The sequence below is a fragment of the Mycoplasma putrefaciens KS1 genome (genome assembly GCF_000224105.1).
GTDB classification, from domain to species: Bacteria; Bacillota_I; Bacilli_A; order Mycoplasmatales; family Mycoplasmataceae; genus Mycoplasma; species Mycoplasma putrefaciens.
The window spans coordinates 234,607-259,851 of the sequence record NC_015946.1; the positions used below are offsets into that span (position 1 = coordinate 234,607).

The 25,245-nt window shown below is 25.4% G+C and carries 15 protein-coding genes and 1 pseudogene; 10 read left to right on the plus strand and 6 right to left on the minus strand.

From position 1 onward, the window contains the following. Positions 1 to 66: 66 nt before the first annotated feature. The 3 genes from MPUT_RS01110 (at position 67) to MPUT_RS01120 (ending at position 8,643) form a co-directional block, all read left to right on the plus strand. The gene (locus MPUT_RS01110; protein WP_014034973.1) at positions 67 to 2,064 is read left to right on the plus strand and encodes a BspA family leucine-rich repeat surface protein; all 1,998 of its coding nucleotides are present in this window, start codon (positions 67 to 69) and stop codon (positions 2,062 to 2,064) included. A gap of 289 nt (positions 2,065 to 2,353) precedes the next feature. Beyond that, on the plus strand, positions 2,354 to 4,381 hold the full coding sequence (locus MPUT_RS01115) for a BspA family leucine-rich repeat surface protein (protein ID WP_014034974.1): 2,028 nt from the start codon (positions 2,354 to 2,356) through the stop codon (positions 4,379 to 4,381). Between the two features lie 1,994 nt (positions 4,382 to 6,375). Beyond that, positions 6,376 to 8,643: a BspA family leucine-rich repeat surface protein gene (locus MPUT_RS01120; RefSeq protein ID WP_014034975.1), complete on the plus strand. Its 2,268-nt coding sequence runs from the start codon at positions 6,376 to 6,378 to the stop codon at positions 8,641 to 8,643. A gap of 1,315 nt (positions 8,644 to 9,958) precedes the next feature. Here the strand turns inward: MPUT_RS01120 and MPUT_RS03575 are convergent. The 5 genes from MPUT_RS03575 to MPUT_RS03785 form a co-directional block, all read right to left on the minus strand. Further along, positions 9,959 to 10,252, minus strand: a complete 294-nt coding sequence (locus MPUT_RS03575; RefSeq protein WP_049773881.1) for an Eco47II family restriction endonuclease — start codon at positions 10,250 to 10,252, stop codon at positions 9,959 to 9,961. A gap of 134 nt (positions 10,253 to 10,386) precedes the next feature. After that, entirely contained in the window at positions 10,387 to 10,488 is a 102-nt protein-coding gene (locus MPUT_RS03945; protein WP_269077117.1) for a hypothetical protein, read from the minus strand. A 911-nt stretch (positions 10,489 to 11,399) separates the two neighbouring features. Further along, positions 11,400 to 11,714, minus strand: coding sequence for a DNA-methyltransferase (locus MPUT_RS03780; protein WP_238523150.1), 315 nt, complete (start codon positions 11,712 to 11,714; stop codon positions 11,400 to 11,402). Continuing rightward, positions 11,654 to 12,967 (minus strand): DNA (cytosine-5-)-methyltransferase, encoded by a 1,314-nt coding sequence (gene dcm / locus MPUT_RS03635; protein WP_231992266.1) that lies wholly within the window; start codon positions 12,965 to 12,967, stop codon positions 11,654 to 11,656. The genes MPUT_RS03780 and dcm overlap by 61 nt, the downstream gene beginning before the upstream one ends. Before the next feature lie 40 nt (positions 12,968 to 13,007). Beyond that, entirely contained in the window at positions 13,008 to 13,193 is a 186-nt protein-coding gene (locus MPUT_RS03785; RefSeq protein ID WP_043645717.1) for a DNA cytosine methyltransferase, read from the minus strand. 264 nt (positions 13,194 to 13,457) lie between these two features. Between MPUT_RS03785 and MPUT_RS03640 the strand changes: the two genes are divergently transcribed. The 6 genes from MPUT_RS03640 (at position 13,458) to MPUT_RS01160 (ending at position 19,931) form a co-directional block, all read left to right on the plus strand. After that, positions 13,458 to 13,676, plus strand: coding sequence for a hypothetical protein (locus MPUT_RS03640; RefSeq protein WP_081460782.1), 219 nt, complete (start codon positions 13,458 to 13,460; stop codon positions 13,674 to 13,676). Positions 13,677 to 13,757: 81 nt separating this feature from the next. After that, the gene (locus tag MPUT_RS03645; RefSeq protein ID WP_081460783.1) at positions 13,758 to 13,976 is read left to right on the plus strand and encodes a hypothetical protein; all 219 of its coding nucleotides are present in this window, start codon (positions 13,758 to 13,760) and stop codon (positions 13,974 to 13,976) included. 96 nt (positions 13,977 to 14,072) lie between these two features. After that, entirely contained in the window at positions 14,073 to 14,468 is a 396-nt protein-coding gene (locus MPUT_RS03650) for an HNH endonuclease (RefSeq protein ID WP_081460784.1), read from the plus strand. 495 nt (positions 14,469 to 14,963) lie between these two features. Further along, a complete protein-coding gene (locus tag MPUT_RS01150; RefSeq protein WP_231992267.1) occupies positions 14,964 to 15,401 on the plus strand; it encodes a Fic/DOC family protein in 438 nt (145 codons plus the stop codon). Positions 15,402 to 15,722: 321 nt separating this feature from the next. Next, a complete protein-coding gene (locus MPUT_RS01155; protein ID WP_014034977.1) occupies positions 15,723 to 17,657 on the plus strand; it encodes a BspA family leucine-rich repeat surface protein in 1,935 nt (644 codons plus the stop codon). Positions 17,658 to 18,464: 807 nt separating this feature from the next. Next, entirely contained in the window at positions 18,465 to 19,931 is a 1,467-nt protein-coding gene (locus MPUT_RS01160; RefSeq protein WP_014034978.1) for a BspA family leucine-rich repeat surface protein, read from the plus strand. A 1,466-nt stretch (positions 19,932 to 21,397) separates the two neighbouring features. Here the strand turns inward: MPUT_RS01160 and MPUT_RS01165 are convergent. Further along, entirely contained in the window at positions 21,398 to 22,837 is a 1,440-nt protein-coding gene (locus MPUT_RS01165; RefSeq protein ID WP_014034979.1) for a BspA family leucine-rich repeat surface protein, read from the minus strand. A 432-nt stretch (positions 22,838 to 23,269) separates the two neighbouring features. On the opposite strand from MPUT_RS01165, the pseudogene MPUT_RS01170 reads away from it, so the two are divergent. Then, positions 23,270 to 25,226 (plus strand): annotated as a pseudogene (locus tag MPUT_RS01170) (S41 family peptidase). Positions 25,227 to 25,245 lie beyond the last annotated feature (19 nt).

The window sequence follows — 25,245 nt, forward strand, 5'->3', positions numbered from 1 at the left end:
TGTTTTCTGCTTCTTGAATAAGAGCCAGAAAAAAAATAGAATGAAATTGGAGGTTAGATTAAGTTTATGGATAAAAACCTTGATAAAGATATTATACAAAACTCAACCGATCAAGTTGAAGATCTAAAAAATGATGTTGAAGATCAACAACAAGATCAAGAAAATAAGATATCAAGGCATAATAAAAATAAGTTTTTAAAAGTACTTGGGATTACCGGGTTAGTATCATGTTTAGCAATAGCTGCAGCTATTACAGTAGTTGTGAAATTTTATCAACCTAAAAGTCCAGATTCTGATGCAGACATAATTCCAGATGAGACTTTAATTCCGGATGAAAATAATAATCCAGATAATCATTTAACTCCTGATAAAACTCCAACCCCTCAACCAACTCCAGAACCAGATAAACCTAACCCAACTCCTAATCCTAATGTTGATCCAGTCACACCAGTAGTACCAGACAATATTAATGAGTTAAAATTATCAGATCGAAAATATATCGATTTTATTTGAAATAAACATTTTAAAAATAAACGTAGTTCACTAGAAACTTTTAAAGATGTTGAAGACAATTTTAAATATGTCTTAAAACAAGCTAGACCTCAGATAAAAGAATTTAAAATAGAATTTAATAATATTTCAAATAGAGACATCAAACTTGATTTAAAAAGAGATGACTATAAGTTAAAAGCAAGCTATGAAAATGAGCAATTTGATTTAGAAATTGGTAAAGTTAATGATTCATCAAGACCGATGATTGTTAAGATTGTAGATTGACCTAAAAAATTACAAAATAATCAAAAATTAATGTCATTTTCATCATCTCAAGATATTACAAATGAATTTAAAGATGATCAAACAACAACTTATGAAGTAGTTCAATTAGGTTATTTAAAAGTTACTAACACTACTGAAAAAAGACCGAACTTAAAAACTTTAGTTGAAATCATAACTATGCCAGGAAAAGTTCAAAAGGTTAATCCGAATCTTCCTAGAGAAGTCGAATCATTAAGAAGAGTCTTTTCTAAAACTAAAATTTTTGAAGAAATAGATGGTATCAAGAATTGAGACACATCAAATATTAAAAGTATGCGTTATGCATTTAGAGATTCTTCTTTTAATGGTGATTTATCAAACTGAGACACTTCTAATGTCATTGATATGGGTGGTATGTTTCAAAATTCAGCATTTAACAATAACTCAATTACTAAATGAAACACTTCAAAAGTAGTTGATATGAATGCTATGTTTGCTTTTTTAAAAGCATTTGATCATGATATTAATACCAAACAAGTAACTGTTGGAAATAAAACCTATCTTGCTTGAGATACATCAAGTGTAGAAATTATGAGCAGAATGTTTCAAGAAACCAATTTTAATCAAGATATTTCAAATTGAGATACTTCAAAAGTATTTGGAATGGAAAGAATGTTTCATAATGATAAACTATTCAACCAAAACATTAATACCAAACAAGTAACTGTTGGAAATAAAACCTATCTTGCTTGAAACACTTTAAATGTTAAAAACATTAAAGGTATGTTTGAAAATGCCATAGCATTTAATAGCAATATTGATAATTGAAATGTTTCAAAGCTTGAAAATGCTTTTGAATTATTTAGAAATGCAAAAATCTTTAATCAAAGCATTAATACTAAATTTGTAATTCTTGGTAATACAAATTACGTAGCTTGAGATACTATTAATCTTAAAACTGTTGAGGGTATGTTTTGAGGTGCTAAAGCATTTAATGGTGATATTTCAAAATGAAACACTTCAAAAATAGAAAGTCTTGAAAATGTCTTTAGAGATGCTGAAGCATTTAATCAAAATATCTCTACAAAAGAAGTTAGTGATATTGCACAAAAATCTAATTATACAGCTTGAGATGTTAAAAAGGTAAATAATATTAATCATGGATTTTATAATGCCAAATCATTTGATCAAGATCTTTTTACTTGAGATGTTAGAGAGATAAACAAACATGAAAGAACTAAATCATGAGATGAAGGTACTACAAGTTGAAAACCAAATAAAAAACCATGAATTACTGTTAAAAAGTAAAATTTTTTAGATTTATATATTGTTAATAACTTAATTGAAAAGATCGCTTTTATTAGCGATTTTTTTATTACTTTCCAAAAATCTAAATATTAACACCTCACAATCTGCATTAAAAAAGTACTTAAATTTAACATCATTTCAAGTTGTGTAAATTTATTAATAAAATAGAGGTCTTAAATAAAAAAATTCTTCATTTTGTTGATTTTTTTAAGATATATTTTTGTTAATTTTTATCTCTTGAATAAGAGTTAGAAAAAAACTAGAATGAAGTTGGAGGTCGATTTAAATTATGGATAAAAATGTTAACAAAAATGAAATTCAAAATCAGACTGACAAAGTTGATCAACCAAAAAATGATAGTGATAATCAACAATTAGATGAAGAAAATAAACTATCAAATCACAACAAAACCAAATTTTTAAAAATATTTGGTATTACTGGATTGATAGCAGCTTTAATAGCAACAACAACTATTACATCAGTTGCTAAATTCTGCCAACCTAAGCCAAACAAGCCAGATACCAAACCCGATCCATCTCCAAATCCAGATAATTCTGATATAACTCCATCTCCAAATCCAGAACCAAATCCATCACCAGATGATGATGGTGATTCTCCAACTCCACAACCCCAACCAGCACCTCAGCCCCAGCCACATCCCGAACCAGTTCCACCAACTCCAGATTTTCAACCCCAACCAGCACCATCACCAGACAATAATGAAGTTCAAATAAAAGCAGATATAGAATACATGAAATCTATTTGAAATGATCATTTTAAAAATAAACGTAGTTCAATAGAAACACTTCAAAGTGTTGAAGACGATTTTAAATATGTTATAGAACGAACTAGACCAGAAATAAAAAATTTTACAATTCGATTTGAAGGCATAACTGATAAAAATCAAAAACTAGGTCTTGGTAAAAATTATAAATTAATAATTACATACCAAAATCAAACATTTGAATTACATACAAGTAACGCTATGTATTCAATGAAACCGACTATATTAAAAGTTATAAAATCATTTTCAAATCCAGAAGTCAATGGAAAAATACTATCATTTCTACCATCAGAAAATATTGGTAATTATATAACAATAAGATATGAAGTACTTCAAATAGGTTATTCAAAAGTTAACATTTCTTTTAAGAATAGATTATCAAGAACAGACATTCAAATCATGAATATGCCTAGAGAAGTTAAAAAGGTTCCTTCTATTCTTCCTAGAGAAATTGACTCATTAAGAAAAGTATTTTCAAACAGTCAAGTAGATAAAGAAATAGATGGTATTAAAAATTGAGACACAACAATGATTAAAAGTATGCGTTATGCATTTAATCGTTCTTCATTTGATGGAGATTTATCAAATTGAGATACTTCTAATGTAATTGATATGAGGGGTATGTTTACTAGATCAACATTTAACAACAAATCAATTGTTAATTGAGATACTTCAAAAGTTAGGGATATGAGTACTATGTTTGCTTTTAATAAAGCATTTAATCAAGACATATCAACTAAAAAAGCAATTATTGGAAATAAAATATACAACGCTTGAGACACTTCAAAAGTAAAAGTTATGGATAAGATGTTTCAAGATGCTACTGCTTTTAATCAAAACATCACAAACTGAGATGTTTCTAATGTAATTAGAATGCAAAGAATGTTTTATAGTGCTAAAGCATTTAACCAAGATATCAATACTAAGCAAGTAACTGTTGGTGATAAAACTTATCTTGCTTGAGATATCGCAAAAGTTAGAAGCATTAAAGGTATGTTTGAAGAAGCTGAATCATTTAATAAAGATATTGGTAATTGAAATATTTCAAGTGTTGTAAATATTTTTGGATTATTTAAAAATGCTAAAATGTTTAATCAAGACATTAATACTAAGCAAGCAATTGTTGGAAAGAAAAAATATATTGCTTGAGATATATCAAATATTACATCTCTTGCGAGTATGTTTTTTGGTGCTAAATCATTTAATGGTAATATTGAAAACTGAGATACTTTAAATGTAAAAAACTTAAATAATGTCTTTAGAGATGCTGAGTCGTTTAATAGAGATATATCTACAAAGTCAATTAGTAATATTTCAGAAAAAAGTCCATACATAGCTTGAAATGTTGAAAATTTAGAAACTATAAATTATGGCTTTTATCATGCGAAGAGATTTAATCAAAATTTAAGTGGCTGAAACACTTTAAACGTAAATAGAGGACGTGGCAGAAGAGTAATATGAGATGAAGGCGCTTCAAGTTGAGCAAAAGAGAATAAACCGTGCATTTTAAGAGAAAGAATTAAAGGTTTCTAGATTTGGCACATTAAAACTTCTATCATTTATTAGACCTAGATATTCTTATCATAATAATGTTATAAATAATATGTTAAAGATAATCGCTATTAAAAGCGATTTTTTATTTTAAAAAAGCAGTTGCTAGTGACCTTCACAATCATGCTGAAATACTATTTTTGTAAATTTAAGTTGTTAAAAATATGCTGTCATTTCTTAGTATTTACTAGTTTATCTTGCAAAAATTTCTTGCATTTTTGTTACTTTTTAAAAAATATTCTTGTTAATTTTTATCTGATTAATTAAGAAAAATTAAAAAACTAGAACGTAAATCCTTAAATAAAATTACCCTCTGAATTTCTAAATTCTTGGATAAAATGAGATAAATTTAATATAAATTCAGTCAATATTTTAAAATCAATAATATTCTAGATAAATTAATATTAAAGTATAAAAAAAGATTAATAATTTGATTAAAATCTAAATTATTACCTAGAGTGAAAGATCAAGTGCAACACTGATGTGCTTGATTTTTTATTGTGCTTTTCATTCCATAAAAACATTAAAAATTATTTTTTTGAATTTTGAACATAACAAAAAGTTCTTTTATATTAAAAGACGTGAATAGAGCTTATTAAAAACATTTTTTATAATGAATTTGATAATGTTTCAAAAACTTCTTAATAAGATCTTCAATTAAACATTTCACGAGACATTTTATTTATTTGTTCAATGACTTTATTTAATTCATCATCTGTGATTGTATTGAAATCAAAACCTTTTTAAATACCCTTCGCACCATACCATTTCAGTTTTCGTTTGAACATCTTTTAAAAGATGCATAAGCTTGGGCTCTATAAATCTTAATATATAATCATTCTGTTAAAAGCTCTTTTTTCAAATTTAATACCATTATCAATAGTTATAGTTTTTAGATATAGGCTATTTTTAATAAGGTTTTTAAGACAAGAATTTATTATCATGGGATTTTTATTTCTAGCTCTCACAACAAATCTTATTCTACTTTTTTTCTGTTAGATCTAATATATTATCAGAGTTTTTAGCTTTTTACCTATTGTCAAATCAGTTTTTCAATGATCAATTTCTTTTCTAAGATCAATAGATTTATCTCTTGTTTATATGAAAAAAACATATTCTGAATTGATCAATCTATCTATAACAGTTACTTTTCTTTTACCGCCTTTTTTATAGTATTGTCTTAGTCTATCTTTTTGTTTATAACAGATTACTTATTAGTTTTTGTTCAATTAAACACAGTTATAAGTGATGGTATTTTTACATCATAATTAATCTTAATAAAATTGTATGTGGCTTTGACACCAAAAAATCTCTTGTTGTAGGCTTTAAAGAAAATGTCTATAATTTTTTGAAATTGATTGCTTGTTGTAAATTTAAAAAGGTGTTTGTGATTTCTTCTGAATTTATATTTATAACTTACACAAGATTGGGTGTATTAAAGGTTAAAATTTAAATTTCTTTTAAGTCCACGACTAATAGTAGATTTTTTTGTTTAAAAAATGATAAATATGGGATACAGAACAACCATCAGGATGCATTTTTCTATAATAAGACATTCTTGTTCTTTCAAATGATTGTATTTTTATATAATTCATATGAGTTCTCCGTCTGCATTTGTGAGAACTCTTTTTTTATTTTCTACAAAAGAAAAACAAGTGCTCGCACAAAATAAATTTTTACTTTATTTACTTGTGTTGCACTTGAATTTGTAATCCAGAAAAAATCCCTTTTATTAGCGTTTTTTTATTACTTTTCAAAAATCTAAATATTAGCATTTTAAACGATATTAAAAAAACACTTAAATTTAAAGATTGCTTTGAGTTATATAGATTATCAATAAAATAAAAGTCTTAAATAAAAAAATCTTCATTTTGTTAATTTTTTTTAAATTTTTAAATATTTATATTCTTGTTAATTTTTATCTCTTGAATAAGAGTTAGGAAAAAATATAATGAAATTGGAGGTTAATTTAAATTATGGATAAAAATATCAACAAAAATGAAAGTCAAAATCAGACTGACAAAGTTGATCAACAAGAAAATGATAGTGATAATCAACAGTTAGATGAAGAAAATAAACTATCAAATCATAACAAAAATAAATTTTTAAAAATATTTGGTATTACTGGATTGATAGCAGCTTTGGTAGCAGCAGCAACTGTGACATCAGTTGTTAAATTCTGCCAACCTAAGCCAAGCAAACCAGATACTAAACCTGATCCATCTCCAAATCCAGATAATTCTGATATAACACCATCTCCATCTCCAAATCCAGATTCAAACGTTAAACCTAATCCTGATGGTGATTCTCCAACTCCAAACCCTAGTCCAGAACCAAGACCTGAACCTCAACCACATCCTGAACCAGAACCTACTCCACCAAGACCTGAACCTCAACCACATCCTGAACCAGAACCTACTCCACCAAGACCTCAACCAGAACCTGGTCCAGCACCACAACCAGAACCAGATCCAGAGCCAGCACCTGCTCCTGATCCAACTCCTAGTCCAGATCCAAGACCAGAACCTACTCCACCAAGTCCAAATCCGCAACCACCAGTTCCACCAACTCCAACTCCGCCACAACCAACCCCTCAACCACGTCCTGAACCAGATCCAAAGCCACCTATTCCTGAACCTCAACCAACACCAGACAATAATGAACTTAGAATAAAAGCAGACATAGAGTACATGAAATCTATTTGAAATGACCACTTTAAAGATAAGCGCAGTTCAATAGAAAGACTTCAAGATGTTGAAGATAATTTTAGATATGTTATACAACGAACTAGACCAGAAATAAAAGAGTTTACAATCAAATTTGAAGGTATAGCTGATAAAAATATGAAACTAGGTCTTGATAAAAACTATAAGTTAATAGTTACATACCAAAATCAAACATTTGATTTACAAGTAAGTAGCATTAATGATTCAATGAGACCGACTATATTAAAGGTTATGAAGTCATTTTCAAACCCAGAAATCAATGAAAAAATACTATCACTTTTACCATCAGAAAATATCAGTAATTATAGAACAATAAGATACGAAGTGCTTCAAATAGGTTATTCAAAAGTTAATGTTTCTCTTGAAAATAGATCATTAAGAACAGATATTCAAATCATGACTATGTCTAAAGAAGTTAAAAAAGTTCCTTCTATTCTTCCTAGAGAAATTGACTCACTAAAATGAGCATTTGCTAACAGTCAAGTTGATAAAGATATAGATGGTATTAAAAATTGAGACACATCAAATATTAAAAGTATGCGTTCTGCGTTTAGTCACTCTTCATTTGATGGAGATTTATCAAACTGAGACACTTCTAATGTAATTGATATGGGTGGTATGTTTGCTAATTCATCATTTAATAACAAATCAATTGTTAATTGAAATACTTCTAACGTAATTGATATGAGTACTATGTTTGCTTCTAATAAAGCATTTAACCAAGATATATCAACTAAAAAGGTAACTGCCGAAGATAAAAAATCATACAATGCTTGAGACACTTCAAAAGTAGAGGTTATGAGTAAGATGTTCCAAGATGCTACTACCTTTAACCAAAATATTACAAACTGAGATGTTTCTAATGTAATTAGAATGGAAAGAATGTTTTATAGTGCTAAAGCATTTAACCAAGATATTAATACTAAACAAGTAATTGTCGGAGATAAAACTTATCTTGCTTGAGATATCGCAAAAGTTAAAAGCATTAAAGGTATGTTTGAAGAAGCTGAATCATTTAACCAAAATATTGGTAATTGAAATATTTCAAGCGTTGCAGATATTTTTGAATTATTTAAAAACGCCAAAGCATTTAACCAAAATATTAATACTAAGCAAGCAATTGTTGGAAAGAAAAAATATATTGCTTGAGATACATCAAATATTACATCTCTTGCAAGTATGTTTTTTGGTGCTAAAGCATTTAATGGTAACATTGAAAATTGAAATATTTCAAAAGTAGAAAGTTTGGAAAATATATTTAGAGAAGCTGAATCATTTGATAGAAATATAGCTACAAAACTAGTTAGCGGTATTACAGGAAAAGCTCCATACATGGCTTGAGATACTAAAAATGTAAATAATATTAATCATGGATTTTTCAATGCAAAGTCATTTAATAAAAATTTAACTAACTGAAATGTTACTAAGATAAATCAACGACGCACAGGAAGAAGAGTGTTATGAGATCAAGGTGCATCAAGTTGAGCGCCACTCAACAAGCCCAAGATTCAAAGATAGAGAAATATGTCTTTTTAGGTTTGATACTTTAAATATTTTGTTATTTATCTGATTTATAGAAATTTATTCTAATAAACTTATAAATAGATAATATGTTAAGTATAATCGCTTTTATTAGCGATTTTTTTATTTTAAAAAGTAGCTAAAAGTATTAGTAATATCATTTTTGTGATTTTAATTTTAAATTATAAGTAAAATATGATTCTATTTTTTAGTATCTACTAATTTATCATATAAAAAATCCCTTGTATCTTTCCAAACTATTAAAAAATGATGTTCTCACTAATTTTTACCCTTCTAATCAACAAAAATCAAAAAACTAAAATAAAGTTTGAGATTAACTATTATGAAAATATCATCAAAGTGAAATTCACAATCAGACTAACAAAGTCGATAAACAAAAAAGCAGTGATGGTCAATGACTAGAAAAAGTATCATATTTCAATAAAGACAAACTGCTAAAAATATTTGATATTACTAAACTATTATCAGTTAAGTAATACCTGCAGTATTATAGTATTTATTAAATTTTATAATATTAGAAAATCAAATTTAAATAATTCTGGTATAAACCCATCTTCAAATTCAAGATCCAAAACATAGCATACTTTCCCATATATACTGTACGTATCTTCGAGAATTGATATTAGATCAAGATCGCATAAATTTTGATTAAGATAAACTTTTATTTAGTTTCTAAAATTAAAAGTTAATGCCAAATTAAAGCTGAAGCTACAATTGATCATAATAGTATGAAGTAAAGTATAATTGTAGAAAATATATAGTAATTACTATAAATACTGCTTATTTTAATTGCAAAATACCTAGTATTTTATTAACGGTTACATAATCAAAACTTTTATTATTAGTCATTATTCTCACAATTAGAATTATGGTTTTATTGTTATATATTGAAGACTAAAATTGCTATTTTATCTAAGTTTTTGCATAAAAAGAGAGAGATTTGATATAAATTCATTCATTTATTTCAAAACTGACAATATTTTAATAGTATAAAAAAAATTAATAGTTTAATTGAAATGTAAGTAATCTCTTAAAAAAACAGTGATTAAGATTGAAAAAAATAAATAAATTTTACTTAATTTGCTGTTTGGGTTTAAACTACATATCAAAGCAAAATCAGTAATAATCTTTTATTACCTACAATGGTGCATAATTAAAATTTAACATATCCAAAACTAGCAACTAGTTTTCTCTTATTGTTAAAATTTTTTAATTTTAATCTTCTACTAAAATAAAAAAAGCAAGTTTATATAATGAAATTACTATATTCTTCATCAATTTCTTTTAACTTTTAAAATACACTATCTTTTTCAGCTTTTACACCATCATTTTGTCTAACGAGTGCCTCTAATGTTTTTGAAAGTTGTAAGTATAAGTTTTTAAAAGAGTTTTTATCACCTGTAACAATTTCATAAAATTTATCTATAAATATTCTTCCTAATCATTTATTTGCAACCGCTTGTTGATTATCAATTTTCATGACTCATGATATATTTTGCAATTTCTTAGTAACGACAACCTCAACCAAAGCTCAAACAGCTTTATCATCTTTTTGATGATTTAATAAATAATTTTTCATTCTCATATAAGTTCTTGTAGTTGAAATTCTGTTTATTTAATGTGTTATGTTTATTTTTGAATTCAACATAATAAGTATGATTTTGTCTTTGAAAATTACACCTCATCCTTGAATAGGGACTTCACAGTTTTTAATGTATTTTAAAATGCTGCGTAATGATAAAACGTTGCCCCTCTTACATCTTCTAATCCTAGTCGTTTTTCAGTGTAACTAAAACTTTGACATGAAGCACCACCAGACAATAAATCTAATTTTTCTTTTTAATGTTAAATTCTTTTTCTAAATCGCTCTTAGATACTTTTTCTATATCTTCAAAGATTACGTTTCAATTTGTTTATTGAATAGCATGCTTGTTAAATTCTACTAATCCAATATGTTCAAAAACAGTTGTTCTAATCCTAAAGCTAGACCGCCAGCACCAGCAAAAAGTTCAATGCTTTTATAAGTTTTTTTCATTGTCTTTTCCCTTTTTATGAATGCAGAATTCATCAGTGTTTGATTTAAAACTGAAAATTGGTTAGCTTAACTTCTTTTTATTAATTGTACAAGTAGAATAAATAATTTTATTATTAATTTTTAAATTTTTATTAGCATTTTTAGAACTTGGTCTTGCAGCTTAATATTTTTTAGTCAAACTTAAATAAATTCAAATATAACTTAAAATTCTGACTACACTAAAATAGGCATTTTTTAAAAATTAGCTCTTTGTTATAAAAGACAAAAACAATAAAATCAAAGTTATTAATGCAATTAACATAGCCAACTCTGATACTAACTTAAATCTTGATGCTGACCATTTAAAAATTAGTAACGGTTCAGGACCTAGAAAAATTAGAATTAATCCAGAAAATGAACTAAGCATCTACACAGGTTCAATTGAAATTTCATTTACAACTTTTTAAAGATAATAAGATAGTTTTATTTATAAAAAAATTCAAGTGCAATTTAATGTACTTGAATTTTTTATCTATTTTCAACTATAAATTAGAGAAAATAGACTTTCTATTTAAATATTTTTTACTTTAAGTTATATTATGCTATAAAAATGTAACTTAAATATCTTGTTGTATTATATTTAAGTATTACAAAAAGCATTTTTTCTAATTCTGCTTAACTTTGATAACAAAGATTGTATCTGTTTAATTTTTGCTTTTTAGTTCACTAAATGTTTTTCTAATCTTTTTTTAGATAGTTCAAAATATCTTTTGTCTATTTCTATTCCTATAAATTTTCTGTTTGTTTTGATACAAGCTACTCCAGTTGTTCCACTACCCATAAAAGGATCTAAGATTATTTCACGCTCATTTGTATGGATCTTTATAAGATCTTCCATTAATTTTAAAGATTTTTGTGTTGGATGATCTGTTCTCTCTCTTCCACTAACAACTGGTGTTTCAAAACTAGCTCTTACATATGAAAGATTATCTGGTTTATTAAATACTCACTTTGAGTTTTTTTCACTGCTCAAATAGCAAATTCAGTATCTTGAACATATCTTCGATTAACATTTCTAGGCATTGGATTTTTTTTAATTCATTTTATGACATCTTTTACAACCATATTACTATTTTCTAATTCATCAACTATAAAACTAATGTATTTGTATGAGCAAAAAATAATCATGCTTCCATTTTTATCTAAAATTTTTGTAAATGGTTTTATCCAAGAAACCAAATTAAAATTATTGTCTCAATCTCCAAAATCTAGTCCTTGACGATTAGCACTTCTTAGAGTTTTAAAATTATTTTTTTGAGAAATGTTATATGGAGGATCAGTGATTATGTGATTAACTCTAACTTGCTTTTTAATTAGTTTATCAATAATTTCATATGCGTTATAGTTGTAAATTTCAAGATCATCAGAAATAGTTTCGTGTGTTAGATAGTCTAATTGTCCAATAATTGATAATCCGATTTCTCTTGCTAGTAAAGGTGGTACAGCATTTCCAATTTGTTTACAAATTTCGGTTTTTGTTCCTAAAAAACAAAATCTATCTGGAAAGCTTTGAATTCTAGCTGCTTCTCTAGGAGTTATTGTTCTATTTAGCTCAGGATGTGAATTTGTTCCATTTGAAGGAGTATCAAATCTTGTATTAATTGTTGGGCTAAAACCATCTCATTTAAGTCTTCCCCAAGTTGTTTTAAATTTTTGTTTTCCAAGTAGTTCTTTATAAAGATGTTCTTTACCTGATTCTGGAGGTATTAATTGCAGCTTTTTAATCGCTAGTTCACTGTGATTAGTTGCAATGTGATTAAATAACTTTTCTGATCCTGATCTCATTAGTTTTTGATAATTACTTTGAGCTTGATTGATGTAATTACTTTCAAATAACCCTTCAGATGAATTTAAATATGATAAATCACTAATAACATCTTTTATGCTGACTTTCATCTTTTTTGGTTTTGGTAGTTCTAGAATTTTATTTTTATGTGCAATAATAATTGCTCTTGATCTAGTTTGAGGAATACCGAAATCATTAGCGTTTAATATTCCATAACTAATTAAATAACCCATATCAAGAATTTTATTTTTAATTTCATTTAAAAAGTATCCATTACAAGAAGTTAACATTTTTTTAACATTTTCAATAATAAATAGTTCAGATTTTAGTTTATTTACTATTTCTAGATATTCTAAAAACAAAAAGTTCTTTTTATCAGCTAAACCTAATTTTTTACCTTTGTTAGAAAAGCCTTGACAAGGTAGACCATCAATAATCATATTTACTTTTAATTGTTTAGCTTTATTTATAACTTTATCTTTAACTTTTAAATTCAGTTAAATCTCCAAAAATGATTTCAGAATCGGTCATATTAAACTTAAAGGTTTTAAGGGCATGTTGATTAAAATCAACAGCCAAAACTGTCTTAAACTCTTTTAAACTATCTAAACCATAAGAAAAACCACCAGCTCCGCTAAACAAGTCTAAAATTCTAAATTTAATCATTTTTCCTCCAAAGCTTATTAATAGTATTTTAATTATATATCAATTATAATTGCTTTAGAGAGCCGCTTTTATTTTAAAAAAAAAGAACAATATGAATGTTTCATCAGTGTTAGAATCTAAAAATATAAATCAATTATTTTTTATTTTTTTAACTTAACTAGTTCAAGAAATACCAATGATTTTTTAGTCAAGTCTTCTTATAGATCATCAGTATTAACTGATGAGAAACTAGATTATGAAGTTTTTGAATTAAATAACACTTTAATGTCAAAATACACAGAAATGAACTTAAATTTTAAAGAATATATTCATTATCAAGTAATAAAAAATAATACTAATACAAATAGAGAAAGTTTTTTACACGATATTTATAAAAAGATCCAACAGTTAAAACTTGAAATAGATCGTAAAACATTTGAAAGAGCGTTGTACATAGGATTATTTGCTTTTAGAGGTAGTCCAGATCTTTCAAGAAATTTTTAATCAGTTGATCTTCTTGGGTGTAATAACTTTGTTTCACATTGAGATGATATAACTAGTTTACTTATTTCTTCATCAGCAATAATGCAATTAAACTTAAATTTTAGAGAACTACAGCCAGAATATATTGATAATATAAGAAAAAGAAATACTCAAATAAGAATTAACTTGAAGTGATTTGTTAATAATTATTTTGAAGATTTAAAAAAGATAAATATTTATAAAGCTTCAATCATAACTAGTCAAAAAGAGCTTATTGATAAATTAAAAATAGCGACTAATTTTAATAATTCATTTATTTAAAGACTTAATTATTATAAATATAAAATATTGAATAGAAGCAATGATTAGAATTATTCAGAGCTTACAAAAAGTGAAGTTAACAAATTAAGACAAGAATTGAATTTTATTGTAAAAGAAAACTCTTCTATAAAAAGAGATGCTCAAGTTGTTGCATTTGCTAGAATCTCACTTCCTGATTTTTGCTTTGCATGCAATGATCTTTATAAAATTGAAGATCGAACATTTATTCATAGACAAACAATGAAACCTTATTTAGAAATTCATCATGTTCTATCTTTTGCTTATGATCAGAGTAGTGATGTTTTAGAAAATTTAGTCAAACTTTGTCCCGCTTGTCACAAAGCACTTTCTAAAAATAGAGCACTTGAGTGTTATCAAAAAACACTTATTAAAAATATAATTTCTAATAGCACTGCTATAGATAAGTATTTAAATGACATAATTGTTGGAAATGAAGATAAAGTGGATTTTGTCTATAATAGATTGATGTAAAAGAATGTTTGAGTTATAAAAGTTTTATTAAATAACACTATCTAAACGATGTCAAAGAGTATTTATTTTTATAGAAAGTTTAGATAAGATTTTGCTTAACAAGATAGTTATAAAACAAGTAATTATCCTATTAAAATCATATATCAGCTAATTTTGTAAAGCTTACTATTATTGACAAAATAGTAAGCTTTAAGTTTTTTTGATACAGTAGTTCAAAAATCATTAGAGAATTTAAATACTATTAAGTGTTTTTTTACTTTGATCAACTAAAATAAAAAACTAATTAATTCTTATCAATTATTATTTTATAGTTACTTAGAATAAATAGGTTATTATAAAAAAGTTTTGATGCTAATAACCAACTGTTGTTTACTAGAATAATTAACTATAAACTTCAATGCTAAAATATGATTAATTACAAATAATTTAAAATGTTTTAATTATAAATATTTTAAATAATAGTAGAAAGATAAGTATCAATGAAATTAGGTTTTATTGAAGAAGAGCACGGAAATAGCACTAAGTATTAAAGGTTGTTTAGAGTTGTGAGATTTTAAGCTTTTAGATACTTTTGAAATCGGAACTTTCAAAGGCTTATCACAAATTCATACTTATATCTTTCAAGATGTGTTTGAATTTTCAGGTCAAATTAGAAAGGTTAATATCTTAAAAGACGGCTTTATGTTTGCTCAGCTAATTTTTTTAGAACAAAATTTAAAACAAGTTGATAGTATGTCAGAAAATACTTTTGATGAAATTATTGATAAATATGTTGAAATGAATCTTTGTCATCCTTTTAGAGAAGGTAATGGCCGAGCAACAAGAATTTGATTAGATTTAATCTTAAAAAAGCATTTAAACTTAGTAGTTAACTGACAATTTATTACTAAAAAAAGTTACTTATCTGCAATTTATCAATCAAGTATTAATTAAAACCCATTAAAAGAATTAATTAAAAAACACTTAACAAATCAAATAACTGATCAAAATTTATATTAATGCAATTGTTAAATCTTATCAATATGAAGGTTATCAGATAAAAATTTAACTAATAAGTCTTTAAAATTTATACTTACTAGTTTATTAATTATTAATAAATTAAATTAATTTTTTAAACTATTTTTAAATAATAATTTTAGTTTTTGAACAAGGAAAAATCCTTGTTTTTTTATTGTTTTTCAAGTGTTAAAAATTTCTAAAATTTGCTTTAAAAGCAGAAAAGAACTAAAATGAAATTGGAGGACATATTAAATTATGGATAAAAATAATAGTCAAAATCAGACTCAAAATCAAGTTGATCAGATCAAAAATCCTACTGATAACCAGCAATTAACTAATCAAGATAATTCATCAGAAAATAACAAAAAACGCTTATTAAAAATTCTTGCATTTACTGGTTTGATTGTAGTTTTAGTCGCAGCCGCAACGACTGTCTCAGTTGTTAAATTCTGTCAAGTTAGATCAAACCAACCAGATACTAAACCTGATCCAGCTCCAGCACCAAATCCAGATAATTCTGATAAAAGTCCAACTCCAGTTCCAAGTCCAGAAGAGTTAATTGTTATTAACCCAATCTCTGTTGATGATGAATTAAGTCTATCAGATCTTAATTATATTAAACGTGTTTGAGACCAACATTTTAAAGATAAACGTAGTTCACTAGAAACTTTTCAAGATGTTGAAGATAGTTTTAAATATGTCTTAAAAGAAGCTAGACCAAAGATAAAAGATCTTGAGATGAAAGCTATTAATATGCCAAGTATGAATAATCAACTTGGTTTGGATAGAAATGATTATAAATTTGAAGTTACTTATGAAAATCAAACCTTTGATTTAGAATTTGGTAAAATCAATGATTCACAAAGACCTAGTATTATAAAAATTTTAAATTCATTTGAAAATTCTTCAGATAATAATAAATTATTTTCAGTTATACTATCAAAAGACACTACTAATCATAAGAAAATAGATTTTCAAAAAACAGATTATCAAGTATTACAACTTGGTTATCATAAAGTTAAACCTACTAATCAAGAATTGGTAAATTTAGAATCATATGTTCAAGTTATTGCTATGCCTGGAAAAGTAAAACAAGTTCCTGAAAAACTTGCAAGAGAAATAACTTCATTAAAAGCAGTATTTGCTGATAGTAAATTTGATAAAAAAATATCTGGTATTGATAAATGAGATACTTCAAATATTAAGAATATGAGTCGTGCGTTTGATAATTCTATTTTTAATGATAATTTATCAAACTGAAACACTTCTAATGTAGTTGATATGAGTAGTATGTTTGCAAATTCACCTTTTAATAATTCGTCAATAGCTAATTGAGATACTTCTAATGTAGTTGATATGAGTAGTATGTTTGCTTTTAATAAAACATTTGATCAGGATATATCAACTAAAAAAGTAAACAATAAAGACAAAAGTTATGTGGCTTGAAACACCTCAAAAGTTAAATCTATGAGTAGTATGTTTCAAGGTGCAGAAACTTTTAATAAAAAAATTTCAAACTGAGACACCTCTCAAGTAACAAGATTAGATGAAATGTTTGATGGAGCTAAGTTATTTAATCAAGAAATTAACACTAAATGAGTAACTGTTGGAACAAAACCACATCTTGCTTGAGATATATTAAATGTTAAAAAACTTAATGGTATGTTTAAAAATGCCGAAGCATTCAACCAAAATATTGATTCTTGAAATACTTCTAAAGTTGAAGATATTTATCAGTTATTTAAAAATGCAAAAATGTTTAGCCAAAACATTAACACTAAACATGTAAAGTTGGTAAGTAAAGAAAGGTATCTTGCTTGAGACACTTCAAAAGTTACATCTCTTGAAGGTGTCTTTTGAGGTGCTAAAGCATTTAATGGAGATATTTCTATATGAAATACTTCAAAAGTAGAGAATCTAGATAATATATTTAGAGATGCCGAAAAGTTTAATAGAAACATTGATTTTAAAAGAGATGTTTTAGTTAAAAGCGAAATAAAACATTATCTTGCTTGAGATGTTAAAAACGTAAAAAGTATAAATTATGGATTTTATAATGCAAAGTCATTTAATCAAAATCTATCCAATTGAAATGTTGACAAACTAAATAAATCAGATAAAGGAAAAGATAATTGAGATACAGGTGCCACAAAGTGAAATTCATGGCATAAACCAAAAATTAAAAAATAGAGTGTATGCACTTAAATTATTGAGTTAAATTATCTTATTAGAATCGCTTATAATAGCGATTTTTTATTTTAAAAAATTAGTATTCTAATAAATCTCAGACTTTATAAGCTAAATAGTTCTACATTTAATAGAGCTATATTTTATTGAAAATGAAAGATATTTATGTCTATAAAAAATCATCAATTCTAGGTTTTATTAAAATGATAGCTTCAAGTGGTACAGTTGTAGCTATATTTAAAACTAAATAATTGGCACCGGCTAAAATTAATTTAACTAAACTAGTTAGAGTTAAAGATGGTATTGAACTTGAACCAGATAAAAAATAAACCTATAGGATGTTGTTAATCCAGTTAATGCTAAATATTTTCGAGCAAAATTAACAAAATAAGACTTAAAATTACAAACTATTAGAACTAATAAAATGAAAGCAAAACTTCTGCTAGTAGACAAGAAAAATAAAAACACCGAAAGAAATGTGATTACACCTTATTGAACCAAAAATAATTATTTTTTTAGAAAATGATTATTACAAACATAAAAAACATTCTTATGTATTGTTGATATGAACCTTTATTTTGTAGAAGTTATAATACAAAATAAAGGTTCACTAATAAGTATTAATAATTTAAACCTATGCTATTAAATATTTTATATATACTTAAAATTGCGTTTATAACTTATATTATTAACTGATTTAATAAATATAAGTTCTATAAATAAATATAAATAATAACTATAAAGTATAAATAAAATAAATAGTATATCTTAAATGAACATAAAAATATAACAATAGAAAGTAGAGAAGTTGTGAAAAAATTATTATCAATTTTAGGAGTGACTGGTGTAGTTGTTGGAACTGGTTCTTTTGCTATTGCTTATAGTATTAATAAATCAAGTAGTGTAAAAGAACAAGTTAAACCTGAAGGATTGACTTACAAAACTAGCCCACAAGAATTAGATCTTAATAAAGATTTTAATTTAGATCTTTACGCAGAAACTGAAGATAGTTTTGAATCTGAACGTATTTTAAAGTTATTTTTAAATGATGATTTTAATAAGAAAAAACTTGATAAATTAAAATTGAGTGAAAAAGATTTTATAGTAAATAATCAAAACTCTAAGAAGGAAAATCCATCAAAAGATGTTTGGACTATTGAACTTAAAGGCAGGAAAAATGTTAAAAACAATAAAGCCAAATTAAACGTTATAAATACTGAAGAATATAATAAGTATAAATCAGAACTTGACCTGATATTTAAATTACAAAGAGATGCATTTGGAACATTTCATAGTAAACACGATGTATTAAAACAATTACTAGTTTATGCAAAAGATAAAGACTTACTAGGTTTAAAGACATTTGTATTGGCCAATGGAGAAAAAGAGGAAGAAACTCTTAAGGACAGTTCTAATGGTCAAGTATCAAATTTATTAAAATTTAGGTTTTTTAACAAAGATATTGAATTGAAGTTACATAAAGTAATGAAAGATAAAGTTGAAACAAAATATCTTCATAATGATCAAGGTTGAAAAATAACACAAATTGGATATAAACTTAGTGGTAATTCTATTGTTTTAGACATAGCTAAATATAAAAATATAACTGAAGTTCCTAAACATTTACCACTAAAAGTTAACTCACTTGAAAAGGCCTTTCATAAGGTAGAATCACGTTATATTACTAATTTAGATAAATGAAACACTTCAAATATTACAAGTCTTCTATCAGCTTTTGATTCAGCAAAAGATTTTAATCAAGATATTTCAACTTGAGATACATCAAATGTAACTAATATGCAAAGCACTTTTTTTGAGGCTAAGAATTTTAATAAACCTTTAGATAGATGAAAAGTTCATAATGTTACTAGTATGGACAACATGTTTTCGGGTGCTGAATCTTTTAATCAAAGCTTAAACTCTTGGAAAACTTCAAATGTCCAAGATATGAATAAAATGTTTTGGTCTGCCAAAAAATTTGATGGAGATATCACAAAATGAGATGTCAAAAAAGTTAAAACTATGAGTTTTATGTTTGCTGAAGCAGAATCATTTAATAAAAACATTTCACTGTGAAATGTTGAAAATGTAGAAACTATGTATGGTATGTTTTCAGGTGCCAAAAAATTTAAACATAATTTAAAAAAATGAAATGCTAAAAGTGTTACAAATATTCAAGATTTTAGAGGGCGAAGAGAAAGTGGTAATTATGTTGATTGATTCAGAGAAGACAATATACCCACATTTAATCAAGAAATTTTAAAAACATTTAAATAGTTAATTAAAATATATTTGTTCAACATTTTTTAAATGTCTCGCATTTTTGAGACATTTTTTATTTAAATTTACCTAACATTTGTTACTTTATTGATCATTGAAATTACCCGCAAGTTTTTTAGATAACTTCTTTTATTCTTATCTAAAATTTTTAAGTATTTTTTAATATTTAAAAAATATTAAACTTCTCTATCATCGAGAGAATCTTAAATCCTTGACATAGAGATTGTTTACATTTTTACTAGAAGAATGGTGTTATTTCGCTTTTGATGAGTAAAATTTTGCAGGATCACTAAGAATAAAATTCTATAAATTTATTTCTTTAGGATAGAAGTAAACTAGTTAGTATCGGCATATTTAGAAAAACTATAATTAACTTTTTTGATCTTTTTCTAAGTATTTGCTAATAAAAACACATAGCTGTCATTAATAATTTTTCTTATTAGAATGTAGACAAAATTCCTATAAAAATACCATTTTGGACTATCATTTTTGAATAATGTTTTGATGAGATAAAATATTCCTTTAATCTTAAGTTTCTTATTACATCAAATTTCGGCAAAGAAAATAATCCTGAATTTATTGATTATTCCTAAAATTTTATAGTTATATTCATATTGTGTTACTTGATATGTTACTTGAAAAATGTAAAAAATAATCCTTCTCTTAACAACTAACACCCTATCTTCGAATTAGTATTTGATTATTTTATGATACTTAATAGATTTTATAAATTTATTGTTCTTTTTTAGTCTATAACAAAGGGGGGAATTAGTTTAGAAATTTCAGGAATGTCTATATTTATCTTATTGGTACATTTTTTAGAATTTATTTTTAATCCGTTTGTAAACTCATTTAAATTGTTAAATTTATTTTTCTCTAAATGCCATCTTTAAAGACATCTATTATAAACTATTTTGTTTCAGTTAGCACTTTATTTCTTTTTTTTATTGCGCTCTTTCTCATCTTTCCAAATTTTTTACGTGCTTTACAAGTTTGTAATTATTTTAATTCTGTACCTAAGTTATAATACTTATATTTTTTTATGCAAGTTTTGCACTCCTTTACTAGCAAAAGTAAGGTTTTTTGAGTTTTTAGTCTTACTCATATTGCAATTTAATAAAATACTGTTATTATAAATACTTTTTCTAATCCATTAATACTGAGTTGACTTTCTTTTTTTTATAATTACCCCTCTTTCAAAAAAAGACCCTCTAGGGATTTTTCCTTAGGGGGTCTAATAATTTTTGTCTATCTTTACTTTTTAAATTTATTTCTATGTTTTTTATTAAATTTTAAATAAGAAAACTTTAATTTTATCGGCTTTTAAACATTAGATTAACAACTTAATCATTTATATTGTTATATGACAAATTTTTATATTCAATTTTTTAGAAATGTACATTTACCGTAAATCTTAAATAATTGTTTCTTCGTGAAATATTACTTTCAAAAATTGGGTAGTCTTATTTATATAATTCACTTTTTCCTTTTGTTTCTTCACTGAATTTAGGTAGAGTCTCTTCTGTAAAGAATTCAACAATAGTACCGCTTTCTCTTCGCCCTCTAAAATCTTGAACATCTGTTACTTTTTCAACTCTTCATTCAGATAAACTATATCTGAATTTCTTAGCACCACCAAACATACCGTACATGTTCAAAACGTTACCTGTGTTTCATCTAGAAATATTTTTATTAAAGCTTCCTGCGCCAGCAAACATTCTACTCATAGATTTAACGTTTCTAACATCTCATTTTGAAATATCACCATCAAACTTTTCGGCCCCTCAAAACATAGTTTCCATGTCATTAACGTTTGATGTAATTCAAGAGTTTAAGTCCTTATTAAACTTTTTAGCACCAGAAAACATACCGTCCATTTGCTTAACATTATGAACTTTTCACTTGTCTAATGGACTATCAAATGATTCAGCATCATTAAATGTACTTCTCATATTAGTTACGTTTGATGTATCTCAGTCAGAAATATCTTGATTAAATTTTTTAGCTCCATCAAAAGCTGATAGAAGACTTGTAATATTTGAAGTGTTTCATTTATCTAAATTAGTAATATAACGTGATTCTACCTTATGAAAGGCCTTTTCAAGTGAGTTAACTTTTAGTGGTAAATGTTTAGGAACTTCAGTTATATTTTTATATTTAGCTATGTCTAAAACAATAGAATTACCACTAAGTTTATATCCAATTTGACTTATTTTAGTACCAAAGTACTGTGTTTCAACTGCATTTTCTAAAACCTTGTTTAAACCGAATTTAATTTCTTGATCAAAATATTTTAGAACTAATGTATTAATTCCTGGGGAATTACTTTTAACCAATCTCTTATTTGCACTACTTTCATCAAATACTTTTAGTGTTTTTAGCCCTAAAATATTATCATCTTTCGCATAAACAGATATCTGATCTAAAACATCTTGTTGAGTGTGAAATGTACCAAAAGCATTTCTTTGAAATTGAAAGATAGTATTAAGTTTTTTCTTATATTCCTCAAATTTTGAGTCATCCACAATTTTCAATATTGAGTTTCCGTTATATTTTTTGCTTTTTAGTTGTATACTTCATTGAGAGCTATCACTTTGATGATTAATCACTTGAAAGTCACTTTCAACTAATGAAAATTTTTTCAATACCTTTTCATTAAATTTATCATTTAGGAAATACTTCAAAATACGCTCAGGATTATGTTCACTTTTTTCTTTAATGTAAAGATCTAAATTAAAATCTTTATTAAGATCTAATTCTTGTGGGCTAGTTTTGTAAGTCAATCCTTCAGGTTTAACTTGTTCTTTTACACTACTTGATTTATTAATACTATAAGCAATAGCAAAAGAACCAGTTCCAACAACTACACCAGTCACTCCTAAAATTGATAATAATTTTTTCACAACTTCTCTACTTTCTATTGTTATATTTTTATGTTCATTTAAGATATACTATTTATTTTATTTATACTTTATAGTTATTATTTATATTTATTTATAGAACTTATATTTATTAAATCAGTTAATAATATAAGTTATAAACGCAATTTTAAGTATATATAAAATATTTATAATTTTTTTAAAAAATTAACATATATTAAACTTTTAGTTTTTAACTATTTGATTAATATAATAAAAAGTATATCAAAATCATTAAAAATAATTGTTTAATAATTGTTAAAATTTTTAAACTTTAATAAGTAAAATAAAATTTATTAAAAACTAATTAAACTTTTTAATTTAGAATATATTAAAAAATATTAATAATGATACTAATATAAATATATTAATAATAACTATTATAAAAATAAATAAATTTAGATAGAAAGGAGTTATATGCAACTATTTTTAAAAGCTTTGTTTATTCTATCAAACTTTTTTAGTTTTAATTTGAATTCTAATCCTAATAACTTGTCAACTATTCAAAGTTTGAATCTTAAGTTAAAAGATTATCCTTTAAAATCTTTAACTAAATATCTTAATAAAGTTAGCTAAACAAAAGATTAGTTTAAGTTTTTATGATGATGTAGCTTATCTTTCAATTAGTGAGTTTTTAAGAACTATTAAACCACTGATTAAAAACAATGATGTTACTCATGATTTTAAAGATGATAAAGTAACTGTTAGTTTAAAAACACCAACTAAGATTTTAAAAGTAGAATTTGACTACCACCGACAAACAATTATTGTCTCAGATAACAGATTTTTTACTGAAATCTTAAAAAATAAAGAGCGTGGTGAGTTAGCTTTAAACTTAGAGTTTTTAAAACTTGAAAATCTTAATATTAATAAACAGTTTGAATTACAATTACAAAACTATCAAATTAGAATGTTAAAAGATCAAACTGATATTTATCTACCATTTGTATTATTAAACCAACTGTTTTTAAATCAGTCTAATATTCAATTGTATTTTAATGACAGTGAAGTTAACTTTTTTAGATTTGCTGAATCATTAAGTGATTTAATAGCAACTGTTCATTTAAAAAGATCACCAGTTAACCAACAAAACAAAATTCCTAATGGTTTAAAACAATTTCAATATCGTTATTTAGCATTCTTATTAGATCATTACTATGCTATTAAGCCCAAAAATACTACTTCATATAAAGATTTGCTTAAAAAGTATCATGATCAGATTTTAGCAACTAATAGTACTGATCATTATTTAGCAACTAGAAAGCTTATCAAAGAGTTAGATGATCCACATTCAGCTTATATTTTAGATGGATATTATGATAAAGCTAAAGACTTTAATAAACTCACTTTAACTAATAATTCTAATCCTAGAACTGAGTTTAAAAACCAGTTATTTAACCTACTAGCAAGTTATGATAAACCTAAATTTGAATATCAACTTTTAACAACTGCTGATCAACAAACTGGAATTATTGGTTTTCAAGGATTTGATCACTCAACAGCAAAACATCTTGAAAATAGTTTAAAACAAGCAAAACAACTAAATCTAAAAAACATTGTTTTAGATCTTTCAAGAAATGGTGGTGGGTTTATTGGTAGTGCTTATGAGATTTTAGGTTTTTTAACTGATCAAGCGTTTAAGATTTATTCTTATAATCCGCTTTCAAAAGATCAAAAGATTGAAACTATTAAATCTAAATATCAAAAATATGATTTTAATTATTATGTTCTAATTTCACCTTATTCGTTTTCAGCAGCAAATATTTTTGCTCAGATCACAAAAGATAATAACCTAGCTAAAGTGATTGGTTATCAAAGTTTTGGTGGCGCTAGTGCAATTAGTTATGCTGTTTTACCAACAGGTGATATCATTCAGTTAAGTAGTAATGATGTTTTTACTGATAAGCACTTTAAGTCTTTAGAATTTGGTGTTAGTCCAGATCTCAAATTACCTGGTAATGATATTAATGATTTTAAGAACTTATATAACTACTATTTACTTCAAGATTTAATTAACAAAGATAATCCTTCAACTGATTTGGCAAATAAAACTAGTTTGTTAGCTTTAATTAAAAATACTAACTTAAAAGTAGCAAAAAATGATCCTAAAACTTTAGTTCAAGCATTAATTCAATCTAATGCTGAAGTTGATCTTGCTAATAAAGAATTAATTGTTATTTTAAAAGCTGCTAATCGAGCTGAAATCTACTTAGCTGATGATCCAGATAATAAAATTACTGTGACATTTCAAGTTGTTGGATCAAATCACTTCAATCAATCATCAACAATTATTTTAGCTATCTTAGCACCAATAATTGTTATTCTACTAGTAAGTGTGATAGTGTTTTTTAATAAAAATAAACTTAAACTTTAATAGCTCTGAAATAAAACTT